The sequence below is a fragment of the Pontibacter litorisediminis genome (assembly GCF_029360645.1).
Taxonomy (GTDB): domain Bacteria; phylum Bacteroidota; class Bacteroidia; order Cytophagales; family Hymenobacteraceae; genus Pontibacter; species Pontibacter litorisediminis.
Genome location: NZ_JARDUA010000001.1, coordinates 773,602 through 800,326, shown reverse-complemented (window position 1 = coordinate 800,326; position 26,725 = coordinate 773,602). Strand labels below are relative to the sequence as shown.

The window sequence follows — 26,725 nt, the reverse complement described above, 5'->3', positions numbered from 1 at the left end:
TTTCTTTTACATATAGAAAGCAATATGGAAGAATCTGTGGTAACATAGACCTCCTTTCTCATAAAAGAATTAAATTTACCCTCATACATGCTAATCACTAATCTTTCATCGCTTTGAAAAAAAGATCTTTTCTTTTGCTCTCCCTCATTGCCCTGTTCCTTTTTGGGGCGATAGATGCGGATGCGCAGAGGCGCACTTCCAAGACTCGCCGCAGCACCACCCAAAAAGCGGCCGCCAAAACCTTTAACCCGGCTACTGATCCTCCTTTCCTGAACGCGAACCAGGCTTGGGTGGACTCTGTGTTCAACACCCTGACACCGGAGGAGCGCATCGCACAGCTCATCATGATCCCGGTATACTCTAACAAGGACCAGGCGCACGTGGACTCGGTGAGCAAGCTGGTAACAAAGTATAAAGTAGGCGGTCTGATCTTTTTCCAGGGCGGCCCGGTGCGCCAGGCGCACATGACGAACCGCTACCAAAGCGAAAGCAAGGTGCCGCTGATGGTAAGCATCGACGGGGAGTGGGGCCTGGCCATGCGCCTCGACAGCACCATTCGGTTCCCGTACCAGATGGCCCTGGGTGGCATAGAGGATGAGCAGCTGATCTATGAGATGGGCGCCGAGATAGCCCGCCAGTGCCGCCGCCTGGGCATACACGTGAACTTTGCGCCGGTGGTGGACGTCAACAACAACGCCAACAACCCCGTGATCGGCTTCCGCTCCTTTGGAGAGGACAAGTATAACGTAACCCGCAAGGCGATGGCCTACATGCGCGGCATGCAGGATGAGAAGGTGCTGGCCAATGCCAAGCACTTCCCGGGCCACGGCGATACCAACGTAGATTCTCATTACGGCCTGCCGGTGATTCATTTCTCCAAGATACGCCTCGACTCCGTGGAACTGTACCCGTTCCGCCAGCTGATGAAGAATGGCCTGGGCAGCTTGATGGTGGCGCACATGAACATCCCTGTGCTGGATAATACCGACAGCCTGGCCTCCACACTATCCAAACCGATCGTAACGGACCTGCTGAAGAAAGAAATGGGCTATAAAGGCCTGGTGTTTACCGATGCTCTGAACATGCAAGGGGTGGCGAAGTTTTACCCGCCGGGCATTGTGGACGTGAAGGCGCTTTTGGCTGGAAACGATATGCTGCTGAACACCATGGACGTGAAGACGACCATTGAGGAAATCAAGAAAGCAATCCAAAACGGCGAAATTACCCAGGAGGAGGTAGACGCCCGTGCCCGCAAGGTGCTGGCCGCCAAGCAATGGCTGGGCCTGGACAAGTATAAGCCGATCGAAACGGAGCACCTGATCGAAGACCTGAACAACCCACACGCCAAATACCTGAACCAGCAGTTGGTGGAGGCGTCGCTCACGCTGCTGCGCAACAAGAACAACATTCTGCCGATCCAGAACATCGATACGCTGAAAGTGGCTGCGCTGGCCATCGGCACGAAGCAGGAGACAGACTTCCAGCGTGGCCTGGCCCGATACACTAAGGTAGACACGTTCTTCCTGCAGCCAACGGCTTCCATCGCCGAGCTGATGGCCCTGAAGGAGAAGCTGCAGGAGTATAACATGGTTATTGCCGGCGTGCATCGGCTGAACCTGAAAGCGGGTGGCAGTAACTTCGGTATCTCTGCTGAGATGAACCTATTCCTCAAAGACCTTATCCGCTCCAAGACAACCATTGTAGGGGTGTTCGGAAACGTGTACAGCCTGGCAGAGCTGGAGAGCCTGGACAAGGCGCACGCGGTGATCGCCGCTTACCAGGAGACGCCGGAAACGCAGGACCTGACCGCACAGATGATCTTTGGGGGTATCGGGGCGAAAGGCAAGCTGCCGGTAACTATAAACAACGCCTTTAAAATAGGAGACGGGCTGCGTACAGACGGTGGTTTGCGCTTTGCCTATACCATGCCAGAGGCCGTTGGCTTGAAAACACAGGACTTTAACGGTATAGACTCGCTGGTGGCGCAGGCAATAGCTGAGAAAGCGACACCGGGTGCCCAGGTGCTGGTGGCCAAGGACGGCAAAGTGATTTACCACAAGGCTTACGGCTATCATACCTATGACAACGAGCTTCCGGTGCAGGTAGACGACCTCTACGACCTGGCCTCTGTGACCAAGATCAGCACCTCGTTGGCAGCATTTATGAAATTGAGTGGCGAAGGACGCTTTGATGTGGACCGCACGCTGGGGGATTACCTGCCGATCGTAAAGGGCTCAAACAAAGAGAACCTGAAGTACCGCGACATCCTGACGCACCAAGCGGGGCTGAAGTCCTGGATTCCTTTCTGGAAGGAGACGGTGAAGAAGAACGGTAAGTTTAAGTGGGCCACATTCAAGGCGGATTCTTCGCGCCGCTTCCCGATCAAGGTGGCCGATAACCTCTACATCCACCGCAGGTATTGCAACAAAATCATTAAGGCGATTGTGAAGTCGCCGCTAAATGAGAAGCCAGGTTATGTGTACAGCGACCTCTCGTTTATACTTGCCCCGATGGTGGTGCAGAACATCACTGGAGAGAAGTTTGAGACCTACCTGAAGGAGAACATTTACCAGCCGATTGGCGCGACTACGCTGACGTTTAACCCATACAAGTATTACAAACCGGAGCAGATCGTGCCAACGGAGTACGATGAACTGTTCCGTAAGCAGCTGCTGCACACTACCGTGCATGATGAGGGTGCTGCCATGCTGGGTGGGGTGAGCGGCCACGCCGGCTTGTTTGGTAACTCTAACGACGTAGCTAAACTTATGCAGCTGTACCTGAACGATGGGAAGTATGCAGGCAAGACTTACATTAGCGGTAACACCGTGAGTGAGTTCAGCAAGTGCCAGTTCTGCGACCAGGGCAACTACCGCGCCCTTGGCTTTGATCGTCCGGCCAAACCGGGCGCACAGAACAGCAACGCGGCGCCAAGCGCACCGGCCCAAAGTTTTGGCCACTCTGGCTTTACGGGTACTTACGCCTGGGTAGACCCCGTGAACAACCTGGTGTACGTGTTCCTGTCGAACCGTGTGAACCCAACGCGCGAGAACCCGAGACTGAGCCAACTGAACACCCGCACCAACATACTGCAGGTGGTATACGATGCCATAGAGAAAAGTAAACTGGCACAGCGTGTCAATCCGTAAGCACTGCTGCTTGAACCCTTTAACCAAGAAGAGGCGCCCCTACAGGCGCCTCTTCTTGGTTAAAGGGTTCAGCTGTTTACCGTTTAAGCAGTTTGGTGTGGCCGCCTGGCAACTGGGGTTGTAACGGCCAGAACGTCAGCAAAAGCTGCTTCAATATTCTCTTGTGCCGGGGTATTGCTCGATCTCTTACGTTTCGGAAGTTACAAGAGAGAGCAGCTTGCACAGGTAAGCAGTCTCGCTTTTCGCATCCTTCTGCAGGTTCCACTCCTGCAAAATAACCGCAACAACCCCTTGCTCCGGGATTAGCAGCACGTGCTGCCCACCTTTGCCTCTTGCGGCGTAAATCTGCTTGCCGTTGTGGTTAAACAGCCACCAAGAGAAACCATACCCGACCTCCTGGTAGCAGCCAATGGTGCGAAAAGCCTTGCTTTCATTTGTGTAGTTGGTGAAGCTCTTTTCCACCCATGAGGAGTCCAGGAGCTGGACACCGTTGATTTTTCCTTTGTTCAGGTACAGTTCTCCGAAACGGGCAAGGTCCCGTGCCGTGAAGTAAGTCTCGTCACCGCCAGCGTCGTAGCCGTCTACCTTGCGCCAAAAGCCGCATTGGATACCGAGCGGCTGGAACAGGTTCGTTTGAGCAAACTCTTCCGTTGAGCTTCCGGATGCCTTTGTTATCAAGGCAGAAAGAACCATGTGCGAGCCAGTGAAATAGTGGAATTCCTTCCCGATTTTTTTGTCGGAGACTGCTTCATGCAACACGACCTGTTCGGTACTCTGCGGCCCGTCCCATCCTGTGAAGCCGCCCCGCATAGATAACAGGTGGGCTATTGTCAGCTTGTCTTTTTGGGGAGCCGACACAGCCTTGTGGTACTCCGGGAAAAAGGGCATTACCGCATCGTTTTCTGATTGAAAGTATCCTTGCTGAATCGACAGGCCTATGAGGGCAGATGTGATGCTTTTAGTGACAGAGTGGACGTTGTAGGCGCTATACCTGGAGGCCCCTTTCAGGTACTTCTCCACCACTAGCTTGCCATCTTTAACAATCACCAAACCCCTTAGCCTTTCCCATCCCTCGATTTCTTTCAAAAACTGCTCCATCTCTTCCTGCTCGAACCCAGCTTGTGCTGGTGCCGCAGATTGCCAGGCGTAAGGCTCGTGACTGACTTCAAAAGACTGCGACTCGGTAAAGGGCAAAGACAGGTTAAGCGGGTGCCATTCGAAGAAGTAGTTCATGCAGCTTACGGCTAACCACAAGGTAGCCGCCGCAGCCAACCCAAGCCTTAGTTTACTTTTGCGGTGCTTTTTCCAAAGTAAAGTAACGGCTGTAAGCAGTAAAAGAAGCAAAACCGATACATACTCGATGGCATTTGGGTAGGGTAAGTGAAAGTAGTCATCCTTTACCTTAAAGGAGACGGATAGGAGCAGCCCGGTGAGAAGCGAAAAAGTAATATAAAGTTTCCTCATGTGTTTTTTATTGCCTTAAAGAACAGTGGTGAGCCCGCTAAAAGGGCGATCATGGACAATTCGATTTAATACCCCACACTTACACGCAACACTGCTACCCTTGCACAGGAACGATGACCCCTGAGGTCTGGCAGGCTTTTTCCTGTGTGCAAAAACTTATAACCTTCCTTCAGGAAACAAGTAAGTATAGCAATTAATAAATATAACCATAGTTTTATACTTACCCATGATCAAACCTTTATTTGTACTTTATGCCTCGCTGCTGTTGAGCGTTACCGGCGTTTTTGCCCAAACCACTACTGAACCGGACACGCTCTGGAGGCGCTCCTTTGCCGCCGGCCTTAACCTGAACCAGTCGGCTTTCAGCGATAACTGGAAAGCCGGTGGCGTAAGCTCTGTGGCCTTTAACACCCACCTCGACGCAAGCGCGGACTATAAGCTGGGCAGAGTGAGTTGGGACAACGCCGTGCAACTGCAGTATGGCCTCATCAAAAACAAAGGGGAGGAGCGGCGCAAAAGCATCGACCGTATTTTTATGGATACCAAGTATGGCTATGCCTTTTCCTCCGACTGGAATATTTTTACCTCTGCCAACTTCCTGTCGCAGTTTACGAAAGGGTATGAGTATGACGTGGACGACGATGGCACCGACAGGCTGATTTCTAATTTCCTCTCGCCCGGCTTTCTGACCTTTGGACTGGGAGCAGAGTACAAGCCAAACCCGTACTTTTCTTTGCGCCTGAGCCCCTTTGCCCCGCGTTTTACTTTTCTTGCAGATGACGCCGTGGGGGAAAACGAGCGCTATGGTGTGCCGGAGGGCAAGCAGGTGCGCACGGAGTGGTTAGCGGCCATGGTACAGGCCTCCTATAACCGCGATATTATGCAGAACCTGAACCTGAGTGCAAAGTACATGTCCTACATCAACTACAAAGAGTTTTCGGGGAAGAAGATAGACCACATGCTGAACGCCACACTCACGGCCAAGGTAAACCGCTACATCAACGTGAACCTGATGGGCAACTTTGTGTACGACTACGACCAGGACTCGGAGATACAGTACAACCAGTCGCTGGGCCTCGGCATACTTTATACCATGCAGGGCTTCTCTACGAGGTAAACACGCGCAGGACCTTTAAAAAGCACAAAGCCCGCTCAGAAACTGAGCGGGCTTTTTCGTAGCTCTAAAAACCTTAATTCCTATGTGTTTACCCTTGAGAGAGGGTGGTTTAATAATTGTAGCGTACGAATGCTTCCATGGCCTCGTAATCGGCGAGGCCCAGGTTATGATATTGTTCTGCCGTTTCGCGGTTGCGCTCCTCGGCGCGTACCCAAAACTCGCGCGAGTCGTCGCCCGGGAAAACCGGCGTGTCTTTCTGGGATTGGTGCTTGAAGATAGCCTGGCGCTTGCGCACCACTTCCTGTGGCGAGAGCGGAACAGCCATTTCAATTTCATGCGTTTCAAACTCGTGCCAGGCACCGCGGTACATCCACAGCCAGCAGTCCTCAACCCACGCCTCTCCGGCCTCTTTCAGCCGTTGCAGGGCCTCCACAATAATCCGGAAGCAAACAATGTGGGTGCCGTGCGGGTCGGCAAAGTCGCCGGCGGCAAATACCTGGTGCGGCTTCACGCGCTGCAGTAGCTCCATGGTCAGCTTAATGTCTTTATCAGACACAGAGTTCTTTTTGTGCTTGCCCGTTTCGTAGAAAGGCAGCGCCATGAAATGGATATGGTCATCCTCCAGGCCGGCATAACGGGCACCGGCGTAAGCCTCGCTCTTGCGGATAAAGCCCTTCACATTCAGAATATCCTGGGTGTCTACCTGGTTCGGTAGCTTCTCCTCGATGAAACCGCGCATGTTATCGTAAATCTGCTGCAGCTTGGAGGTGTCGTTGCCAATGCTCTTGTTAAAGTCAATGGCAAACTCTACGTACCGCAGCACGTCATCGTCCCACACAGCCGTGTTACCGGAGGTTTGGTACGCCACATGCACATCGTGGCCCTGGTCTACCAGTCGGATAAACGTTCCTCCCATGGAGATCACGTCATCGTCCGGGTGAGGGGAGAAGATCACCACGCGCTTCTGGGCAGGTTCCGCCCGCTCCGGGCGCTGGGTGTCATCAGCCTTCGGCTTACCACCCGGCCATCCGGTAATGGTATGCTGCATCTTGTTAAAGATGTCGATGTTGATGTTATAAGCCGGGCCATACTCGGTGGCCAGCTGCGCCATACCGTTGTTGTTATAGTCCTCCTCCGTCAGTTTCAGGATTGGCTTTCTCAGCTGCTGCGATAGCCAGATCACGGCTTTCTTGCGCATCTGTATGTCCCATACGCAGTCTTTCACCAGCCATGGCGTGTTAAAGCGCGTCAGCTCAGAGGCCGCCTCCGCGTCCAGCACAAACTCCACGTTGTTGGAGAGCTGCAGGTACGTTGCCGGCACCTCGCTCGACATCTCACCCTCCACCGCTTTCTTGATGATCGGTGCTTTCTTCTGGCTCCAGGCCATCAGGATGATCTCGCGCGCTTTGAAAATGGTGCCGATACCCATGGTGATGGCCTTGGTCGGCACGTTTTCCTTGCCACCGAAGTCGCGGGCGGCGTCGCGGCGGGTCAGGTCGTCCAGCGTCACCAGGCGCGTGCCCGAGTTGGGCGCAGAACCCGGTTCGTTAAAGCCAATGTGGCCCGTACGTCCGATACCCAGTATCTGCAGATCCAAACCGCCTACTTCCTCAATCTTGCGCTCGTAGCTCAGGCAGTATTCATGTATCTCTTCCTTCGGCAGCGTTCCGTCCGGGATGTGCACGTTGTCCTTGTCAATATCGATATGATTGAAAAGGTTCTCGTTCATGAACGTGACGTAGCTCTGGGCCGCGTCGGGCTGCATCGGGTAGTACTCGTCCAGGTTAAAGGTGATTACGTTGCGGAAGCTCAGGCCTTCCTCGCGGTGCATCCTCACCAACTCAGCATACACCCCCACCGGTGTGGCGCCGGTGGCCAGCCCCAGAACTGCCTGCTGGCCTTCGTCCTGCTTGCTGCGGATCAGGGAGGCAATGCGTTGTGCCACCTTTACAGAGGCCGTGTGCTGATCGGGGAATACTGTTACCGGAAGCTTCTCAAAACGGGTTTCTTCCAGTAGGTTTAGTCGTGGTGCGCGTTGTTGCGGGTTAAAGGCAACGTTGTTTTTAAGTGGATGCATAATGCGTTATACTTTGTTTTACCTCAGTTTTAATTTTTACCGGGCCTGCTCCAATTGCTGCTCCAGTATGTTCTCCAGCACCGTGGCCGTGGCCCCCATCATGTTGGCCTGCTGCCCAAGGGTAGACAGCGCGATGCTCGTGGACTCGCGCAGCTGTGCCATGCAATAGGTGTTGATGGATTGTTGGATAGGTGTGGTGAGCAGTTGACCGGCCTCAGCCATCTTGCCGCCAAGTATGACCAGCTCAGGGTTGAACAGTTGAATCAGGATGGCAATGCCTTTGCCCAGGTTCACTCCCGTTTGCGAGAGGAGGTTTATGGCAAACTGATCGCCTTGCTGTGCGGCGTAAATAATTTGCTGCGGCTCCAGTTGCTCCAGTTCCTCTTCTGTTAGTTTGCTTAGAATAGACTTCTGCCCTGCTCGGATGCCCTCACGGGCGGTGCGGGCCAGTGCCACACCAGAGGCGAGCGTTTCGAGGCAGCCGCGTTTGCCGCAGTGGCAAAGGGTGCCGTTCTCCACGAGCGGTATGTGGCCAAACTCCCCGGCAAAGCCCAGGGCCCCACCGCGCAGCCTTCCATCCATCACCACGCCCGTGCCCACGCCCCAGTCAATGGAAATCACGAGCACGTCCTGCTTGCCCTGTGCCTGGCCAAAGCGGAGCTCAGCCAGGGCGGCACTTTTCACGTCGTTCTGAATAAAGACCGGCTTGCCCAACTTGCGGCTCAGCAGCTCCTGCAGCGACTCTTCCAGCACATCGGTTCTCAGGTAAGTGCGGGAGTCCCCCGCTTTGCTCGCCACCAGGCCCGGCATGCTCAGGCCAATGCCCACCAGCTTTTGCGGAGCTATGCCGGATGAGGTGATCAGTTCCTGTACCCAACCGCAGAGCATGTCCAGGCCCGTTAAATCTTCGCGCAAGGTATAGCTGTAGGTACGGATAGGGGAAACCAGGTTGTTGTTGTTGTCCATGATCGCCAGGCGGGTGCTGAAGCGGTCCATGTCGATGCTGAGCACGAAAAGGGAGTTGCTGCGCAGGCCATAGAGGTCGGGTTTACGCCCGCCCACTGATTTGCCGAGCCCCTGCTTCTCCACCAGCCCCTCTGAGATTAACTCACCTAATAACCCCATAGAAGTAGGGGAGCTGATGTTGAAGCGAGAGCAAATGTCGGCGTTAGTGCGAGCTCCCTTCACATACAGGTGCCGGATGATCTTTACTTTCTGTAAAAATTTCTTCCGCTCAACGTTGTTGAGCGATTCCAGCTGTTCGGTATGGGATGTCAGGGTACTCATGCACGAAGCGCTATAAAACCTATCGCTACAATTATACCGAAGTTTTTTATAAAAGTAAAAAACTTTTATAAAAAATTTTTAATAAGTCTGTTCCTAAGACAAAAAAAGAATACAAACCTCTATGTTGTCACCACTATACTTGCCTTTTGGCTGCCGTTAGTTAATTTGAGTCCTGAAACAGCTATTTCGTCCAAACATGAAAAAACTTTTACTGTTGCTCCTGGTACTCGCCTGCTCTCCGACGCTCCTGGCGCAAACGGCTTGGGTCAGGATAAACCAGCTAGGCTATTTGCCTGAAAGCCGCAAAGTGGCCGTGTGGGCCAGCAAGGAGGAAGGAAAGCGGGTAAAGAAGTTCAGGCTGCGCGATGCCCGCACCCACAAAGTGGTATACCGGTCCAAGCAGTTAGAGAACCACGGCGCTTACGCCGCTTTTGGCAGCACCACCCGGCTCGATTTCTCAGGCTTTTCGCAGGAGGGGAGCTACTACATCGAGGCGGGTGCTGCGAAATCACCCACGTTCCGCATCGGCAGTGATGTGTACGATCATACCGCGGACTTTGTGCTGCGCTACATGCGCCAGCAGCGCTGTGGCTATAACCCGTTCTTGCGGGATTCCTGCCACGTGGCCGATGGCTTCCGGGTATTTCACCCAGCTGCCGACTCGGCTTATGTGAATGTGGTGGGAGGCTGGCACGACGCCAGCGATTACCTGCAGTACGTGGCCACCTCGGCCAACGCTACGTTTCAGCTGCTGTTTGCCTATGAGCATAATCCGGGGGCCTTTGGCGACGAGCACGATGCCAGCGGCTTGCCGGGCAGCAACGGCATTCCTGACATCTTAGATGAGGCCAAATGGGGCCTGGACTGGCTGCTGCGAATGTACCCTGGCAAAGACCAGATGTATAACCAAATTGCCGACGACCGCGACCATGCCGGTTTCCGGTTGCCAAACAAGGACCAAGTAAACTATGGCAAGGGCAAACAGCGCCCGGTATACTTTATCACCGGCGAACCACAGGGAATGAAGTATAAGAACCGCGCCACCGGGGCAGCCAGCACGGCTGGCAAGTATACGTCGGCCTTTATGCTGGGGGCGGAGCTGCTGCAAAAGTATGATGGCGCTTACGCCGATACCCTCCGCAGCCGAGCGCGGCAGGCTTTTTCCTATGGTTTGTCTAAACCGGGGGTGAGCCAGACAGCACCAGGCAGCGCGCCATACTTTTATGAGGAAGATAACTGGGTGGATGACATGGAACTGGCAGCGGCACAGCTGGCTCGTTTCACCGGTAATGCTGCATACCTGCAGCAGGCGCAGGAGTTTGGCCGGCAGGAGCCGGTAACGCCTTGGATGGGGGCCGACACTGCCCGCCATTACCAGTGGTACCCGTTCCTGAACCTGGGGCATTACTACCTGGCCAGCAGCAAAGCACAGGATGAGGAGCAGTTTGTTGATTTCCTGCGCCAGGGGCTGGAGGGTGTGTATCAGCGCGGCAAAGGCAATGCCTTTCAGATGGGGGTGCCGTTTATCTGGTGCTCCAACAACTTGGTGGCAGCCATACTTACCCAAAGCCACCTGTACCGCCAGCTTACCGGCGATACAACGTATGAGGACATGGAAGCGAGCCTGCGCGACTGGCTGTTCGGCGCCAACCCGTGGGGCACCAGCATGATTGTGGGCCTGCCGGAGAATGGGGACTACCCGGAGCACCCGCACTCTTCGCTAACGCTGCTGCACAACTACAGGCTGGACGGCGGCCTGGTGGACGGACCGGTATACGGCAGTATCTACAACAACTTGCGCGGCCTCACCCTGATGGCACCTGATGAGTACAGCGCTTTTCAATCGGACCTGGTGGTATACCACGATGATTTCGGCGACTACTCTACCAACGAGCCCACCATGGATGGCACTGCTAGCCTGACGTATTACCTCTCGGCCATGCAGGAGGAGGGGAAGAGGCAGGCTGGGAACTCAGAAAGTAAGAGAGCCAAAAAGGAGGCACGGTAGCAAAAACTGTGTTCGCTTGTAGCAAGGCTTGTTGCGGCAAAAGCCACACGTACTGTAACGGCAATAAAAAAGCCGCCCCGGAAATTTTCGGGGCGGCTTTTTTATGTTTATGTAGGATTACTTATCCCACCATAGTTGACCATACAGGCCGTCGTTACCGCCGAACTGGCGTTGTACTGCCTCGTTATAGTTAGCGGTGTTGTTGGATGCCTCCAGTGCCGGGTACATCTGTCTGTTTGGAACAGCTGCGCCGCCAGGAGCCACCAGGTCGTTCGGGTAGCCGGTTCTTCTGTACTCAGCCCAGGCTTCATACCCGTGCATGAACAGGTGTATCCAGCGCTGCGTAGCAATCTGCTCTATCGCCCTGGCTGGGTCGTAGGTCACTTCAGGCTGCGCGAGCAGCTCTTCCACACCCTCAGTGCTTCCCGTCCACTGCATCACCGATTGCTCGATCGCCTCGTTGTACAGCGCCTCCGCCTCGGCATCGCCGCCTGGTATCCATCCGCGCTTGGCGGCCTCTGCCTTCGCAAAAAGGGCCTGCGCATAGGTAACGAGGTAAACAGGGGCATCTTGTGCATAAATAGCCTGGCCGAGCAGTGAGTAGTCGTCGGTGTTCATGTTTTCTGTCTCACCGAACGTCAGGCCTACATATTCCTTCGTTTTTCTTGCAGGCTGGCCGTATACTTCCAGGCGGGGGTCATTTACTGGCTTCATCTCATCCACCAATGTTTCTGTTAACGCCCACCACTCACGGTTCTGAACAACCCACTGGCCATACCAGTAGCTCTGGTTGTTTGCCTCTGCCAAATGGCGGAAGACCAAGTTGTCGTTGTTAGAGGCCATGATTCCGGCTTCTAACGCCTCGTTAAACTCTTCACTGCCTTTCGCAGCGTCTACCTCCGACAGGCGAAGCGCCATCAACAGCCGAATCGTATTAGCCAGTTTCTTCCACTTGGCCATGTCACCTCCGTAAACAATGTCGTTGGTGATGCTGCCCGCCACAATTTGCGCCTCCGCCTCATCCAAGAGCGTAAACAGGCTGTTATAGATGGATTCCTGTGAGTCATACTTCGGGGTGAAGTTTTGCGCCCCCTGCAGTGCCTCGGTATAAGGCACGTCTCCCCATCGGTCCGTAATGTGCCAGAAGTAGTAGGCCTTCAGAATCTTAGCCACCGCCAGCTGGTTTGCAATGGGGCCATCGTTTGCACTCAGCTTCTCCGCGTTGTCCAGCACAGACTGCAGGTTCATAAGCGGGCCTTCGTACAGCCAATAAAAGCTGGTGCCGCCGGCCGGGTAGAGCGATGACGTTACATACTGTGTCTCGGCCAGGTACTGCGCCAGAAACTCTCCGGTAGGCGACGAGCTTAAATCGGGAAGCGCCAGTGCCGCATTAGCAATCAATTGGGTGCCCGATGCCTCACTGGGTAGGTTCGGGTTCACGTTCAGGTCGTCGAAATCCTCACAGCTCCACAGCCCGAGACACGACATTAGTACGATATATAACTTCTTCTTCATATTGAATCGAATTAAAAGGTAATGTTGAGGTTAACACCATAAGAGCGCACGGTTGGCAACTGCCCGGACTCGTACCAGCCAATGGACTGGCTTCCGGTGGATAGCTCGGATGGGTCGAGGCCTTTAGGTGCTTTCTGCCAGATCATCGCCGGGTTACGGGCTATAAGGGCGATGCCGATTCTTTCTACCGGCAGGTTGCCCAGTACAGACTTATCCAGTGTATAGCCCACGCGCAGTTCGCGCAGCTTCACGTAAGAAGCATCGTATAGCCAGTCCTCGTAGATTCTTCTGGCTGTGGTGCCGTAGTAGGTCTGAGGGTTCACATAGACAGTAGCCTCCCGGCCGCTTACGTCTACGCCATCAATCACGGTGCCCGGTGCGTATACGCCATCCACTCTCACACCACCACCGTCTTCCACGGCGTCGCGTACGTTCTTGCCTTTGTCGTTAGTGGCAACCGTAATCGGATCAAGACCGGTTCTTACGGCAAGCATCTTGGAGCGGCTGAAGAACTGGCCACCCACCATGAAGTCCACCATGGCGCCCACGTCAAACTTCCACACTCTGAAAGAGTTCTGGAAACCGCCTGTAAAGTCTGGCAGTACGCTGCCAAAGTTGTGTGTGGCCGTAGTATAAAGCGGAATACCGCTCTTGTTGATCAGGATCTTACCGGTGTCCTCGTCGCGCTGGTAGGCTTGTCCCACCAAGCTACCGAACTCCTCGCCTTCATAGGCATACAGGTAGCTGGATGTGCTGGAATAAGTGGTGGAGCCCAGCAGGTAAGCGTCAACGCCAGGGTACAGTTTCAGGATCTTGTTCCTGTTTCTGTTCAGGTTCAGGGTAGAGTTCCAGGTGAAGAAATCGCTCTGGATCGGCGTAGCGGTTAAGGTCAGTTCTATACCCTTGTTCTCGATGAGGCCGGCATTGATAAAGGTTGAGCCATAGCCGCTTGCTCCAGAAACCGGAAGTATAATGGTCTGGTCCTTGTTCTTCTGATGGTAGTAGGTGAAGTCAACACCCAAACGGTCCTGGAAAAACTTCAGGTCGATACCAGCCTCGTACCCGCGGGAGAAAGCCGGCCTCAGGTTCGGGTTGTTCAGCGTATTCGGTACAGTAAGTGTGTTCACACCGCTATAAATTCCGCCAACACCATAGTCGTTGGACGTTCTGTAGATCGATACATCCGATCCGGCCTCTGCATAACTCAACCTGACTTTACCGAAAGAAAGCGGGTTCCAGGCAAGCAGCTCGCTGAATACAAAGCTGCCCGAAAGCGACGGATACCAATAAGGGTCTGGTAGAGTAGAGGAATGGTCTCTTCTTAGCGACCCGTCCAGATAGTAGGTGTCTTTATACCCCAATGAAACCATGCCGAAACCGCTGACAATCTGCTTCTTCGCTAAGTAAGAAGGGTAGTTTTCTCTTCCGCTGGTTGGTCTGTCAATAGAGGCTGCGATGTTGTAATAACCAGGGGAGGACAAGCCGCCAGCAGTTGCCTGCGAGGTGTAGCTGTATTCATAGTCAAACAGGTTAGCACCAAAGTGGCCGTTCAGGGAGAAATCGCCCCATTCTTTCATGTACTGCGCCATGAACTCGTAGTTGGTTTCTCTGTTCTGGTACTTGGCAACGGAGTAACCGGGCACATCTTTGCCACCGAAGGCGGTCCTAGACTCCAGGCTCTGGGTATAGGCGTCGTTGCGGATAAAGCCACTCAGCTTTAACTCTGGCAACAGCTGATAGGAGAGACCGATATCGCCAAACAAACGGCTACGGCTATCGTTGGAGGTGTTTTCGTAAGCCTCGAAGTATGGGTTGTTCCAGTACAGTGGCTTAAAGTTGGTCACCTCGCCGGTAGTGGAGCTTGGCCTTCTGAGGTTCCAGTGCAGGAAAGTACCGTCGGCATACTTGTAGTCTTTCAGGCGCTTCATGTCCATGTTGCGTTGAAACCACTGGCCCAGGTAGCGGGCCCCATCCTCAGAACCCTGCTCAGGGCGCTGGGCACTGTTGCCGGCATAGTTGATGTTGGTAGAGGCGGTGAGCTTTTCGTGCAGCTTCACGCTAATGCTAGTTCCGATGTTATGGCGTTTCAACCAGGTATTCGGTTCCACCCCTTCAATACGGGTGTCGTTGGCGCTAATGCGGTAAGTCGCTTTGTCGCTGCCGCCTGTAATAGTGATGCCATTGTTCAGGGTGTGGCCTGTTTCGTAGTAGTCCTTGATGTTATCGGGATGCGCTACAAAAGGAGTTAACTGACCATAAGTCGGATCTTGCGGATAGAAGCTGAAGATCTGGCGTGCCAGGGTGCCGTCCATTCTAGGGCCCCAGCTCTCGTCGTAGGAGATATCCACATACTTGTCGCCGTTCGGAAGGGTTCTCCAGTTCTGGCTGCCACCGCCACCGTACATGTTCTGGTACGGCATGATGTTGCCCACACGCTCCACCGAGAAAGCAGAATTGAGCTGTACGGTCACCTTATCGGAGCCGAGCTTCCCTTTTTTGGTGGTGATCATGATCACGCCATGCTGGCCACGCAGACCATAAAGTGCCGAGGCAGCTGGGCCTTTCAGTATGTTCACCGACTCAATGTCTTCCGGGTTGATGTCCTGGCCCAGGTTACCAAGGTCCACGCCTGTGCTCCCGGAGTAATTTTCGTTAGAGATCGGGGTACCGTCCACCACGATCAGAGGATTCCCGTTGGCGACAATGGAGTTGATGCCGCGTATCTGGATCTTTTGGGTACCGCCCATGCTGGCGCCGGAGGCACCTGTTACCTGCACACCGGCCACTTTACCGGCCAATGAGCCGAGCACGTTCTGCTCTTTGGTAAGCGTCAGGTTCTCGCCACTTACCTCCTGTGTCGCATAGCCGAGCGAGCGCTCCTCCCGCTCTATACCCAAAGCGGTTACCACCACCTCTTTCAGTTGCTTGTTGTCAGGGTTAAGCTGCACGTTTATCACGCGCTGGTTTCCCACGGGCACCTCTTTCGCCTCGTAACCCAAAAAGCGGAAGATCAGCACCGCATCCGCATTCGGAACGTTGATCTGATAATTACCGTCGGCACTGGTCGCTACCCCTGTGGTAGTACCTTTCACGATAACACTCACGCCGGGTAGCGGAATGTTGTTCTCTGCGCCTGTTACCGTGCCGTTCACACTAACCTGTTGTGCGACTGCAGGGCCGCACCAACAGACTAACAGCAACAGTAGAAGGAATACGTAATTGTTTCTCATGAATGTGTTGGTTAGATAAATTGAATAGATTAGTAACTTTAAATATAGATAAATAATATATATAGTCAAATTTTACACCTCCAAAGCGTCTATACTAGTGCGAGTTAAGGAAGCCGTTGTGGGGAAAGAGGCAAAGCACCCAATAGGCAGCCTAAAAAGCGTCGCTGACCCGGTCAGGGACGCCTCACTTTACCGTTGGTTTACCTTGCTGTTTCTCCCTACAAGGGGGAGGAGTTGGCTCCTTGGCGGTGAAGGAGGTTGCAACAAAGGTTTTGATTATATAGTGCTTTTTACTTATTTAAGACTTTCATCTTGCACCTGAACGTATGTACTTCACCAAATCTATTCATAGATGGGCTGTGCTCAGCAGCTTAGTCCTGGCCGTGGCCTGCAGCGGCAAGGTGCCCACCGCCTCGAAAGAAGCTGCCCGTTTCGGACCTGCCGAGATCAGGCGCGAGGTAGCGGAGTCGGAGGTGCTGCGGCAGAGCTTTGTGGGCTTTGCCCTGTTTGACCCGGAACTAGGGCAGATGGTGGTGGAGCACAACGCCGACAAGTATTTCGTGCCCGCCTCCAACACCAAGCTGTTCACCTTCTATGCCAGCCATAAAATGCTGGGCGACTCCCTGGCGGCGCTGAAGTACGTAAGCCGTGGCGACTCGCTTATCTTCTGGGGCACCGGCGACCCTACCTTCACGCACATGGACCTGAAGAACACGCTGGCCTATGATTTTCTGAAGAACCGCCCGGAGAAGAAACTATACTATATCGACGCACCTTTCACCAGCACGCCTTTTGCCACCAACTGGGGCTGGGACGACTATAACTATTATTACCAGCCGGAGCGCAACATTTTCCCGATACACGGCAACGTGATCAAGTTCCACAAGGAGGAGGCGCAGCCATTTACCACTACACCAGCTTACTTTGAAAAGAGTATCGTGGTGGACACGGCGGAAGACCGCTCGGGTACCGCCTTCGTAAGGGCCTGGCGGGAGAACCGCATCACGTACCACCCACGCTATGCCTCGGAGAAGTTCTCTACGGAGGTGCCCTTCATCACGTCGCCGGAAATGGTGGTAACGCTGCTCGCCGACACACTGCAGCGGGAGGTGGAGCTGCTAAAGGCAGCCGTACCGGAGGGAGGAAAGATCTTTTACGGCCTGCCAACCGACACGGTGCTCCGGCGCATGCTGCAGGTAAGCGACAACCTGATGGCCGAGCAACTGATGGCACTTTGTTCCGGCACCCTTTCCGACACCCTTTCGGTGGAGCGGGCGATAAAGCACGTAAAGGAGACCTATCTTGCAGATTTGCCGGATGAGCCTATATGGATCGATGGCTCCGGTCTCTCGTCCATGAACATGTTCACGCCACGTAGCATTATCGCCTTGCTGCAAAAGCTGATGCAGGAGCGCCCCGAGGAACGGTTGCTGCCGATGCTGGCCATTGGCGGAAGACCCGGCACTTTCCGTAGTATTTACCAGGCGGAGGTGCCTTTTGTGTTTGGCAAGTCGGGTACGCTGGCGCATGTGCACAACCAGAGCGGCTTTATCAGGACCAAGAGCGGAAAACTGCTGCTGTACAGCTTCATGAACAACAACTACAAAGTGCCTACCGCCGCCATACGGAACGAGATGGTGCGTATTATGACGGAGGTGCACAACAGGTACTAATTTATACTAGGAGAAATAAAATCATCCAGAGGAACAAAGCTCATACAAACACCGAACTATACTTAAGCAACTACCATGAAATTAACGATCCGGTCTTTCGACCTGCCCCTGAAGTATACCTTTACCATATCCTACGACTCGCGTGATGTGCAGCCCACCATGATTGTGGAGCTGGAGCAGAACGGCCAGAAGGGCTACGGTGAGGCCACAAGCAACCCGTACTACGGCTTCACGATTGAAAGCATGACGGCGGCACTGGAGAACATCCGTGAGCAGATTGAACATACGACGCTGGAGAGGCCGGAGGATTTCTGGGCACAGGTACAGCCGCACCTGAAAGACAACCCCTTCGCGCTATGCGCCCTGGACTTAGCCGCCAACGACCTCTACGGCAAGCTGCAGGGGCAGCCGCTCTATAAACTATGGAACCTCAACCCCGCCAATAACCCGCTCACCAACTATACCATTGGCATCGATACCATAGAGAACATGGTAAAGAAACTGAAGGAGATGCCGTGGCCGTTGTACAAGATCAAGCTTGGCACGAAAGAGGATGTGGAGATTATCAGGGAGCTGCGCAAGCACACGGATGCCACTTTTAGGGTGGATGCCAACTGTGCCTGGGGCGTGGAGGAAACTATTGAGAACGCAAAGCAACTGAAGCCGCTGGGTGTGGAGTTCATAGAACAGCCGATGCGCGCCGACGACCTGGATGGCATGAAGCAAGTATACCAGCACTCGGTGCTGCCACTGATTGCCGATGAGAGCTGCATTACCGAAAGCGACGTGGCCAAGTGCGTGGGGCATTTCCATGGGGTGAACGTGAAGCTGGTGAAGTGCGGCGGCCTGACGCCTGCCCGCCGTATGCTGAAGGAGGCGCGTGAGCTGGGGCTGAAGACCATGGTGGGCTGCATGACGGAGTCTACCGTGGGTATCTCGGCCATTGCGCACCTGCTGCCCATGCTGGACTATGTGGACATGGACGGCCCGCTGCTGATCAGCAAGGACATTGCCCGCGGCATTACCATAGACAATGGCAAAGTGCACTACAGCAGCGTTAACGGAACAGGTGCAGAGCTGATTGCTTAATGACGACCCCTGCCTATACCGACCACCTGCCAGGACGCACCGTAACGCTGAACGGGGAGGAGTTCCTCTACTGTAGCGGCACTTCCTACCTGGGCATGGCCTGTAACCCAGCCTTTCAAGGGCTGGTGGTGGAGGGGATGCGGCGCTACGGCACCAACTACTCCAGCTCGCGGCGCTCTAACCTGCGGCTGCAAGTATACGGGCAGGTAGAGGAGCACCTGGCAGGCATAACCGGGGCGGAGGCGGCTGTTACCATGTCGTCGGGCTTCCTGATGGGGCAGACGCTGGTGCAGGTGCTGCGCGGCCGGGGCAGGTTTTTATACGCGCCCGGCGCACACCCGGCGCTGTGGGAGAACAGTGGCGCCGTGGCCCAGGCTAACGCCGACATCACGTTTGAGGAGTGGGCGGCGCTGGCAGTAAAGGAGGTAATGACCTCGCAGGAAGAAAACTTCGTCATCATCTGTAACGCGCTGGACCCGCTGTGGGCCAGAAGCTATACTTTCGACTGGGTGGCGCAGCTGCCGGAGAACAGGGTGACACTGGTGGTGGATGACTCCCATGGCTTTGGCGTAACCGGGCCTGACGGTGTTGGCATTTATCCCCAGCTCAGCAAGTATAAAAACGTGGAGCTGGTGGTGGGAAGCTCTTTCGGAAAGGCGCTGGGGGTGCCTGCCGGCTTTATGCTGGGCTCCCGACAACTGGTGGAGCAGGTAAAGGCAAGCCCATACTTTGGCGGAGCCTCGCCGGCCATTCCCGCGTACTTGCACGCCTACCTGCAGGCGGGGGAAGTGATAGAGGAGGCGCAGCAGCGGCTGAAACATAGTGTTCAGGCTTTTCTGGGGCAGCTGCAGCGGCCGGAGCAATTCAGCCACATTCCGGAGTTCCCGGTGTTCAGCACCCCCCACCAACGGATGGCACAGCACCTGCACCAGCAACGCATCCTCATCTCCAACTTTAGGTACCCCACGGCGGAGAGCCCGCCCATCATCCGGGTGATCCTCAACAGCCTGCATACCCCGGAAGACCTGAGGCGGCTGGCAGAGGCAGTAAACCAATTCACAGAAAAAATTGTCCTTACATAGGAGCAGCTTTACTGCTAAGCTGTTATTCCTAACGATATCAACTTTAAAAACACCATACTACCTGCAGGTTTATACATGCAGCACCTTTAAGACATGATGAAAAAGAATTACCTCCTACTTGCCCTTGGCTTTCTGATGGCTTGTACCTCCGGAAAGGAAACGTCTTCTACGGCTGATGCCACCATGGAGCCGCACATAGAAGCTGTGCGCCAGGAATTTGCACCCGATAAGCGCGTGGCCTTGTTTAAGGTAGAGCAGCACGGCAATGTGCTGGCCGGCGAAACCAACATGCCGGAGGCAAAGCAGCAACTGCTGGAGAAGCTGAAGGCGGCAAACATCACCTATGTGGATAGCATTGAAGTGTTGCCGGAGGCCGAGCTGGAGGGGAAGCAGTATGGCGTGATTGCATTATCAGTAGCCAACTTGCGCTCCGAGCCGAAACACCCCGCCGAGCTGGCCACGCAAGCTACGATGGGTACGCCGGTGAATGTGTTTAAGCACGAGCGGGGCTGGTTTTTAATCCAGACCCCTGATAAATACCTGGCTTGGGTGGATGATAGAGGGGTTAGTTTGATGGACAAAGCCACTTTTGAGAATTGGCAGAAAAGCCCGAAAGTGCTTTATACCAAGCCCTACGGCTTTGCCTATGATGCCGCCAATGCCAACGCTGGCACGGTGTCGGACCTGGTGTATGGCGATGTGATGGCGCTGCAGCAGAAGCATGGCGACTTTTACGCGGTCACTTTCCCGGACGGGCGCAAAGGCTTTGTACCGGTGGCGGAGTCGGTGAAGTATGACGAGTGGGTGGCCAGCCGCCAGCCAAGCGGCGAGAACCTGGTGAGCACCAGCAAGCAGCTACTGGGCCTGCCATACCTGTGGGGCGGTACTTCCTTTAAAGGCGTGGATTGCAGTGGCTTTACCAAAACCGTGTACTTCATGAACGGCCTGGTGCTTCCGCGCGATGCCTCCCAGCAAGTGCACGTGGGCGAGTTGGTGGACACTTCGAACGGTTGGGATAACCTGCAGCCAGGCGACCTGCTGTTCTTCGGGGTGCCTGCCAAGGACGGTAAGTCGGAGCGCGTGGTGCATGTGGGCATGTGGATAGGCGGCAACCAGGAGTTCATCCATTCGGCGGGCCGTGTGCGCATCAGCAGCATGAACCCACAGGCGGATAACTTTGACGAGCCGGAGCTGAAGCGCTTCCTGCGTGCCAAACGCATTACCCCGGATGATGTGGTGGTAGACCTGCGCAAGACAGCGCTGTACCAGTAATATGTTGCTTTACCCTGTTTACCATAACAGGGGAGAAGCTTTCAAAAGAGACGCAGTACCTTGCGTCTCTTTTTTTGTGCTTGTACTTTTCCTCACAAGTATAAACTTCAGCTCCTGCGTCTAACAGCGTTAGCGCGTCAGCTCCTGCAGGTGGTGTACAAGGCCTGAATCAGGACAGAATTCCGGAAACTGCTTTAGCTCCTGTAGTAGCTCCTCTAAAAAAACATGGTTTGCCGCAATATTGGAGAAACAGGCCAGGAGCGTGTCGTGCTGTGGCAGCCGGATGACGAGATTCGTAAAGCCGGAGGTGTCGCCGCTGTGGCAGAGCTCCCGGTTACCGTTTCTAAGGTCAGAGATAAACCAGCCCATGCTGTAGTGCCAGCCTTTCGCGGCATCTATACTTGATGTATTGGTTGTTAGTGTGTTATTTATGTTAAATACACCAGCCTTGCCTAATGCCAAGTGCCACGTCAGGTAATCCTGGGCAGAAGTATAAATACAGCCGTCGCCGCGCGTGGCGGTGCCAATGTTCTGGTCTGAAAGTATAAACTGCCCGTCCTCACCCCGGCGGTAGCCCATGGCCCGCTTGGGAATGGCAGCATCAGCTTTGTAAAGTATGGAGTGCCTCATCTGGAGCGGTTCGAAAATGTTCCTATGCAGAAAGTCAGCAAAGCTTATTCCCGCTACCCGCTCTACGAGTAGCCCTAAGAGCACAAAGGCAGTGTTGCTGTAGCGGTACCGGGTGCCGGGGGAGAAGAGGAGAGCCGGCTGCGCCGCCGTTATCCGCAGCACGTCTTTGTCCGCAAGTTGCACCGTCTGGTCCGCCGGAACATGCTCCTCAAAATCGGGCAGGCCGGAGGAGTGGTTGAGCAGGTGCAGCAGTTGCACCTCCTTAAAATGCGCCAGCTCCGGGAAGTATGAACTGAGGCTGTCTTCTAGTTTTAGGCGCCCCTTCTGCGCCAGCAGGTGCACGCACATCGCCGTAAACTGTTTGGAAACGGAAGCCAGGCGGAAGGTAGTTTCCGGGGTTATGGGAGCACCTGTCTCCAGGTCGGCAAGGCCAGCGCCTTGCTGGTATACTACCTCAGCCCCCTTAGCAATAAGGAGAACAGCACCGGGCGTGTGTGGGGTAAAGTGGCGGCTAAGGAGCTTGTTTAACGTAGTTTGCAGGGTGGGCACAGATCAGAATTTGGGTTTATACTTTTGTCTCTCTTCAAAAATAGGAAAATCCACGAAGGATGGGCCATGACTTTTTGTGTGGAGGCATCCTAAAACCTCCGAAACATAGAAAAAACTGAATCAAAAAGGCCACAGGTGTTGGGTTTGGCTGTAAGTCGTTCTAACTTTAAAGTTTCGGGGGCGTGGTTGTGCGCCCACTGCCCGAATACCCTAACGATAGTAGACATTACCCTTTACCCTTAAACGCAACACCAATCCATGAACGAAACTAACGCACCGCTCATCACCAATGAGGCTGTGGTGCTGGGCATTCTGCTCGTTATCCTGGCCCTTGTCTTTCATACTTCCTCCAAAACAGAAGGCTTCTGGTTGAAGTTTTACAAAGTGATCCCCTCGCTGCTGCTGTGCTACTTTTTGCCGGCGCTGCTTAACACTTTCAACATTATTTCCGGCGAGACCTCGCAGCTATACTTTGTGGCCTCACGTTTTTTCCTGCCGGCCTCGCTTATCCTGCTCACCATCAGCATCGATTTTAAGTCGCTGCGCATGCTGGGTAGCAAAGCCGTGATCATGTTCTTTGCCGGTACGCTGGGCGTGGTGCTGGGAGGTCCGCTAGCCCTGTACCTGGTGGGCTCTGTTTTCCCGGATGTGCTGTATACCGGCGATGACGAAGTATGGAAAGGCCTTGCCACCATTTCTGGGAGCTGGATTGGCGGTGGCGCTAACCAGGCGGCTATGTTGGAGGTGTTTGGGGCCAGCAAAGATGCGTTTGGGCAGATGATCGCCGTGGATGTGCTGGTGGCCAACGTGTGGATGGGGTTCCTGCTGTACTGGTCGCAGAAGCCCGAGAAGATAGACAAATTGCTGGGAGCGGATAGCCGCCCCATCAGGGAACTGGAAGAGCGCCTGGAGGGGCTGCAGGCGGGCAAGCGTGTAATGCCAACGGTTACCACCACCATGGTGCTGCTGGGCGTGGCCTTCGGCTTTACGGGTCTCTCTCACTTCCTGGCCGACATCATTGCGCCTTATTTCGCAGAGAATTTCCCGGAGCTGGAGACCTACTCCATTACCAGCGGCTTCTTCTGGCTCGTGATTATTGCCACCACGGCCGGTCTAGCTTTGTCGTTTACCAAGGCGCGTGAGCTAGAGGGCTATGGCGCCTCCCGCTTCGGCTCCCTCTTCCTGTACTTCCTGGTGGCCACCATTGGCATGAGCATGGACCTGGGCGCGGTGCTGGACAACCCCAAACTGTTCCTGGTGGGGGCCTTCTGGATAACGTTCCACATCCTGATCATGCTGGTAGTGGCACGCATCATCCGGGCGCCGTTCTTTTATGTCGCGGTGGGAAGCCAGGCCAACATTGGCGGGGCAGCCTCCGCACCGATTGTAGCGGTGGCCTTTAACCGGTATTTAGCACCGGTTGGCGTGCTACTGGCGGTACTGGGGTATGCGGTGGGCACTTATGGTGCCTACATCTGTGGCCTCCTGCTGCAGTATGTCTGGAACCTGCTGGCATAGGGAAGTATAAAGTATAAAGTAATCGGTCCCGGCAGGATAAATGTTTTCCTGCCGGGGCCGATTTGTTTTTTGGCTGCACCACAAACGTGAGCCTGGAGGCTCGCACCCAGCGTCACCGGCCGGATGCCGGCGCCAGCTTACAGGTACTTTTGGTACAGGTTGTACAGGATGATTTTATCCCGATCTGTCAGCTCCGCGTTCACCTCGTCCTGTATAAAGTGCAGCTTAAAGGCACGGATGGCGGCGGGCATGTCGCGGGTGTCGTAACCGATGATGCGGAGCGCCTCTTTGGGGTTGAAGTGCGGCGGGATGGTAGACACAGAGTCCAGGGGCTGCAGTATGAGCACAGGCTTGGTGCCGGTGCTGTCGAGCACGGTGATAGGGGCGGCTGGCTGCAGGTACTGCTCCACCACGCCTTCGTCGTACCACAGGCCAAAGCCATGCTCGGCCAGTTTCTTCCAGGGGAAGGTGCGGTTTGGATCGTTCTTACGTGTAGGGGCAATGTCGGAGTGGCCGATGAAGTTCTCCGTAGGAATCCGATGCTTGTCCTTCAGCATGGCCAGTACCTCCAGCAGGCTGTTTACCTGGGCATCGGCGAAAGGCTCGGCCCCGTTATTGTCCAGCTCAATACCAATAGACGATGAATTCAGGTCCGTGTCGTTGCCCCAGCGGCTGTTGCCCCCGTGCCAGGCGCGCAGGTTGTCGTTCAGCATGTGGTATACCTTGCCGTCGCGCCCGATCACGTAATGCGCGCTTACCTGTGTTTTAGGAATGGTAAACGTCTTCAGCGTGTGGTCGGTAGAGTTTTGTGCGGTGTGGTGGATGACCACAAAGTTAGCTTTGCGCATGCTGAAGTTGGTGGTTCCTACCCAGTGCTCTCCCAGTTGCAGAGTGCTTTCCTCCGGCTTTATGGCTGGCACGGTGCGCAGCTGCTTCGCATAGGACTTCAGCTGTTTCTTATGGGCGCGGTTGGTGCTGGCATAAGGGTTAGGGGAGCAGCTGTAAAGGCAGGCGCTTGCCGCCAGCATCGCTAGAAAAGCGGTAGAAGTATACTTCATAGGGAGTGTGATAGGTGGTTTGTTCCAAAGTATAAACTTCTGCGAAATTAGCCACACATGCAAGTTTGGACACTGAACTATACCTGTAGCTACATATAATTCTTTGGGGAACTTTCCCCGTGGGTTTGATTTTCTGCCGGTGCTGCCTTTACCTTTGCAGCATCTTTATGCAAGATTTATAAAGAAGAGGGGAGAGAGCAGGCTCTGAGAACCTCTAGCAACCACGGCCACGGCCGTAAAGGTGCTAACACCTGCCCAGTTTGGGACCTATAAATTTAACCTCATGCACTTACCACAACAGCGCTCTATTTGTTTCTTTCGTGCCTTTGCCACTGGAGTGGCCACCTGCCGCGCATTTACCTGTTGTTGCTGTTGTTGAGGCTGAGATTCTAACCTTTGGCTGTTTAGCCTTTGTCCTGTTTCTACATCGGGGACACCATTCAATTTTTATCTTCTCTTAAAGGAGCGTGAGCAGCAGTATTAGCTCCGCTTTCATCAGTACATGCGACATATTCCTGAATCCGGTGGATGGGCCTTGGTGCCTTTCCTCGTGTTTGTGCTCACGTTTTTGGGCGCAGGCATCCTATTAAATGATTTTTATGCACTGCCTGCCCCTGTTGCGGTGGTGCTAGGCATCATCTCTGCCTTTTTTATACTTCGTGGCTCCACAGAGGCCAAAGTGGCGGCACTCATCCGGGGCTGTGGCGACTCCAAGATCATCACCATGTGCCTGATCTATTTACTGGCCGGTGCCTTTGCCACCGTAACAAAGGCGGTAGGGGGCGTGGACGCCACCGTAAACCTGGGCCTGAGCGTGCTGCCGGTGCAGTACCTGGCGCTGGGCATCTTCCTGCTGGCAGCCTTCCTGTCCACGGCTACGGGCACCTCCGTGGGAGCCATAGTGGCGCTGGGGCCTATTGCCGTGGGGCTGGGGCCTATTGCCGTGGGGCTGGCGGAGCAGAGCCATACTTCCATGCCGCTGCTGCTTGGGTCTCTGCTGGGTGGCGCAATGTTCGGCGATAACCTTTCTTTCATTTCGGATACCACCATTGCGGCTACGCAGACGCAGGGATGCAGCATGCGCGATAAGTTCAGGGTAAATATCCTTATTGCCGGTCCGGCGGCCTTGATAACGGTCGCGCTCCTGCTTGTGAGCGCCTTAACCACAGAAGGCGCTATTGGTCCGCAGCTTCCGGAGCTACAGGCTGCTAACTTTTGGCAGATCGCCCCCTACCTGCTGGTGATCGTGTTGGCAGTGTCAGGGGTAAACGTTTTTGTGGTGCTGGTGCTGGGAACGCTGGCTTCCGGAGCCGTAGGGCTGTGGCAGGGGCAACTGGAGGTGCTCGCCTTTGGCCGCAGCGTGTACGAAGGCTTTACCGGTATGACAGAGATCTTCCTGCTCTCGATGCTGACAGGCGGGCTGGCGCAAATGGTAAATGAGGCGGGTGGCATTGCCTTTCTGTTGCAAAAGGTCAGCAGGGCCACCCGCGGCTACCGCTCTGCCCAGGCGGGCATACTAAGCCTGGTGGGCGGCACGAACACGGCTATCGCCAACAACACGGTTTCCATTGTTGTGACGGGGCAGGTGGTGAAAGAGATCAGCCAGAAGTACAGCATCGACAAGCGCAAAACTGCCGCCCTGCTGGACATTGCCTCCTGCGTGGTACAGGGCCTGCTGCCTTACGGGGCACAGATCCTAATCCTGCTCAGCTTTACGAAGGGGCAGCTGAGCTTCCTGGACCTTTGGGCCTCTGCCTGGTACCTGTACCTGTTGCTGCTTTTTAGCCTGATAGCTATCTATACTCCTTACGTGGACCGGTTTCTGAAAACAGAACCGGCGGCTGAGCCGGCCGTGGCAGCTTAACTTACACACTTACTCTCACCTTAATACACACCACCACTATTTTAACTTTACTAACCTTAACCAAAAACGGGAGACAAGCTTTGTCTCCCGTTTTTTTTCTGCTGTACCCAAGCCCTTCTAAATTATTGGTTATACAAGCTTAT

General features: G+C 54.5%; 16 protein-coding genes and 1 riboswitch. Of the genes, 9 read left to right on the top strand and 7 right to left on the bottom strand.

Annotation, left to right across the window (positions count from 1 at the left end; translation table 11 throughout):
* Positions 1 to 269: 269 nt before the first annotated feature.
* Positions 270 to 3,149, top strand: coding sequence for a serine hydrolase domain-containing protein (locus PXG97_RS03480; protein WP_420851754.1), 2,880 nt, complete (start codon positions 270 to 272; stop codon positions 3,147 to 3,149).
* Between the two features lie 186 nt (positions 3,150 to 3,335).
* Here the strand turns inward: PXG97_RS03480 and PXG97_RS03475 are convergent, their stop codons facing one another.
* Positions 3,336 to 4,613 (bottom strand): serine hydrolase domain-containing protein, encoded by a 1,278-nt coding sequence (locus tag PXG97_RS03475; protein ID WP_276496324.1) that lies wholly within the window; start codon positions 4,611 to 4,613, stop codon positions 3,336 to 3,338.
* A 226-nt stretch (positions 4,614 to 4,839) separates the two neighbouring features.
* Between PXG97_RS03475 and PXG97_RS03470 the strand changes: the two genes are divergently transcribed.
* A complete protein-coding gene (locus PXG97_RS03470) occupies positions 4,840 to 5,730 on the top strand; it encodes a DUF3078 domain-containing protein (RefSeq protein ID WP_276496323.1) in 891 nt (296 codons plus the stop codon).
* A 109-nt stretch (positions 5,731 to 5,839) separates the two neighbouring features.
* Here the strand turns inward: PXG97_RS03470 and nagB are convergent, their stop codons facing one another.
* Both nagB and PXG97_RS03460 read right to left on the bottom strand, forming a co-directional pair.
* Entirely contained in the window at positions 5,840 to 7,807 is a 1,968-nt protein-coding gene (nagB, locus tag PXG97_RS03465; protein WP_276496322.1) for a glucosamine-6-phosphate deaminase, read from the bottom strand.
* A gap of 36 nt (positions 7,808 to 7,843) precedes the next feature.
* Complete coding sequence (locus PXG97_RS03460; RefSeq protein WP_276496321.1) at positions 7,844 to 9,094, bottom strand: ROK family transcriptional regulator; 1,251 nt, start codon at positions 9,092 to 9,094, stop codon at positions 7,844 to 7,846.
* A gap of 196 nt (positions 9,095 to 9,290) precedes the next feature.
* On the opposite strand from PXG97_RS03460, the gene PXG97_RS03455 reads away from it, so the two are divergent.
* On the top strand, positions 9,291 to 11,102 hold the full coding sequence (locus PXG97_RS03455) for a glycoside hydrolase family 9 protein (RefSeq protein WP_276496320.1): 1,812 nt from the start codon (positions 9,291 to 9,293) through the stop codon (positions 11,100 to 11,102).
* A gap of 117 nt (positions 11,103 to 11,219) precedes the next feature.
* Here PXG97_RS03455 and PXG97_RS03450 read toward each other — a convergent pair whose 3' ends face one another.
* Together PXG97_RS03450 and PXG97_RS03445 are read right to left on the bottom strand one after the other, a co-directional pair.
* Positions 11,220 to 12,617, bottom strand: a complete 1,398-nt coding sequence (locus PXG97_RS03450; RefSeq protein WP_276496319.1) for a SusD/RagB family nutrient-binding outer membrane lipoprotein — start codon at positions 12,615 to 12,617, stop codon at positions 11,220 to 11,222.
* Between the two features lie 11 nt (positions 12,618 to 12,628).
* Complete coding sequence (locus PXG97_RS03445; RefSeq protein WP_276496318.1) at positions 12,629 to 15,847, bottom strand: SusC/RagA family TonB-linked outer membrane protein; 3,219 nt, start codon at positions 15,845 to 15,847, stop codon at positions 12,629 to 12,631.
* A 326-nt stretch (positions 15,848 to 16,173) separates the two neighbouring features.
* Here PXG97_RS03445 and PXG97_RS03440 point away from each other — a divergent pair, with 326 nt between their 5' ends.
* The 4 genes from PXG97_RS03440 to PXG97_RS03425 all read left to right on the top strand — a co-directional run bounded on the left by PXG97_RS03440 (position 16,174) and on the right by PXG97_RS03425 (position 20,963).
* The gene (locus PXG97_RS03440) at positions 16,174 to 17,520 is read left to right on the top strand and encodes a D-alanyl-D-alanine carboxypeptidase (RefSeq protein ID WP_276496317.1); all 1,347 of its coding nucleotides are present in this window, start codon (positions 16,174 to 16,176) and stop codon (positions 17,518 to 17,520) included.
* 75 nt (positions 17,521 to 17,595) lie between these two features.
* Positions 17,596 to 18,609, top strand: a complete 1,014-nt coding sequence (locus tag PXG97_RS03435) for a dipeptide epimerase (RefSeq protein ID WP_276496316.1) — start codon at positions 17,596 to 17,598, stop codon at positions 18,607 to 18,609.
* Complete coding sequence (locus PXG97_RS03430) at positions 18,609 to 19,691, top strand: aminotransferase class I/II-fold pyridoxal phosphate-dependent enzyme (protein WP_276496315.1); 1,083 nt, start codon at positions 18,609 to 18,611, stop codon at positions 19,689 to 19,691. Before PXG97_RS03435 ends, PXG97_RS03430 begins: the two co-directional genes overlap by 1 nt.
* A 93-nt stretch (positions 19,692 to 19,784) precedes the next feature.
* Complete coding sequence (locus tag PXG97_RS03425; RefSeq protein WP_276496314.1) at positions 19,785 to 20,963, top strand: C40 family peptidase; 1,179 nt, start codon at positions 19,785 to 19,787, stop codon at positions 20,961 to 20,963.
* 129 nt (positions 20,964 to 21,092) lie between these two features.
* Here PXG97_RS03425 and PXG97_RS03420 read toward each other — a convergent pair whose 3' ends face one another.
* Positions 21,093 to 22,142, bottom strand: a complete 1,050-nt coding sequence (locus tag PXG97_RS03420; RefSeq protein ID WP_276496313.1) for a serine hydrolase domain-containing protein — start codon at positions 22,140 to 22,142, stop codon at positions 21,093 to 21,095.
* Between the two features lie 258 nt (positions 22,143 to 22,400).
* Between PXG97_RS03420 and PXG97_RS03415 the strand changes: the two genes are divergently transcribed.
* The gene (locus PXG97_RS03415; protein ID WP_276496312.1) at positions 22,401 to 23,660 is read left to right on the top strand and encodes a DUF819 family protein; all 1,260 of its coding nucleotides are present in this window, start codon (positions 22,401 to 22,403) and stop codon (positions 23,658 to 23,660) included.
* A gap of 137 nt (positions 23,661 to 23,797) precedes the next feature.
* On the opposite strand, the gene PXG97_RS03410 is transcribed toward PXG97_RS03415, so the two are convergent.
* Entirely contained in the window at positions 23,798 to 24,718 is a 921-nt protein-coding gene (locus tag PXG97_RS03410) for an N-acetylmuramoyl-L-alanine amidase (protein WP_276496311.1), read from the bottom strand.
* Positions 24,719 to 24,891: 173 nt separating this feature from the next.
* Positions 24,892 to 24,994, top strand: a riboswitch (SAM riboswitch).
* Positions 24,995 to 25,220: 226 nt separating this feature from the next.
* Between PXG97_RS03410 and PXG97_RS03405 the strand changes: the two genes are divergently transcribed.
* Positions 25,221 to 26,582 carry a Na+/H+ antiporter NhaC family protein gene (locus tag PXG97_RS03405; protein WP_276496310.1) on the top strand — a complete coding sequence of 454 codons (1,362 nt, stop codon included), beginning with the start codon at positions 25,221 to 25,223 and terminating at the stop codon, positions 26,580 to 26,582.
* Positions 26,583 to 26,725 lie beyond the last annotated feature (143 nt).

Coding starts and splice junctions, on each gene's coding strand:
- PXG97_RS03475 (WP_276496324.1), bottom strand. CDS start 4,613: ATGAGGAAACTTTATATTACTTTTTCGCTTCTCACCGGGCTGCTCCTA.
- PXG97_RS03415 (WP_276496312.1), top strand. CDS start 22,401: ATGAACGAAACTAACGCACCGCTCATCACCAATGAGGCTGTGGTGCTG.
- PXG97_RS03430 (WP_276496315.1), top strand. CDS start 18,609: ATGACGACCCCTGCCTATACCGACCACCTGCCAGGACGCACCGTAACG.
- PXG97_RS03440 (WP_276496317.1), top strand. CDS start 16,174: ATGTACTTCACCAAATCTATTCATAGATGGGCTGTGCTCAGCAGCTTA.
- PXG97_RS03425 (WP_276496314.1), top strand. CDS start 19,785: ATGATGAAAAAGAATTACCTCCTACTTGCCCTTGGCTTTCTGATGGCT.
- PXG97_RS03405 (WP_276496310.1), top strand. CDS start 25,221: ATGCGACATATTCCTGAATCCGGTGGATGGGCCTTGGTGCCTTTCCTC.
- nagB (WP_276496322.1), bottom strand. CDS start 7,807: ATGCATCCACTTAAAAACAACGTTGCCTTTAACCCGCAACAACGCGCA.
- PXG97_RS03445 (WP_276496318.1), bottom strand. CDS start 15,847: ATGAGAAACAATTACGTATTCCTTCTACTGTTGCTGTTAGTCTGTTGG.
- PXG97_RS03410 (WP_276496311.1), bottom strand. CDS start 24,718: ATGAAGTATACTTCTACCGCTTTTCTAGCGATGCTGGCGGCAAGCGCC.
- PXG97_RS03470 (WP_276496323.1), top strand. CDS start 4,840: ATGATCAAACCTTTATTTGTACTTTATGCCTCGCTGCTGTTGAGCGTT.
- PXG97_RS03460 (WP_276496321.1), bottom strand. CDS start 9,094: ATGAGTACCCTGACATCCCATACCGAACAGCTGGAATCGCTCAACAAC.
- PXG97_RS03435 (WP_276496316.1), top strand. CDS start 17,596: ATGAAATTAACGATCCGGTCTTTCGACCTGCCCCTGAAGTATACCTTT.
- PXG97_RS03450 (WP_276496319.1), bottom strand. CDS start 12,617: ATGAAGAAGAAGTTATATATCGTACTAATGTCGTGTCTCGGGCTGTGG.
- PXG97_RS03455 (WP_276496320.1), top strand. CDS start 9,291: ATGAAAAAACTTTTACTGTTGCTCCTGGTACTCGCCTGCTCTCCGACG.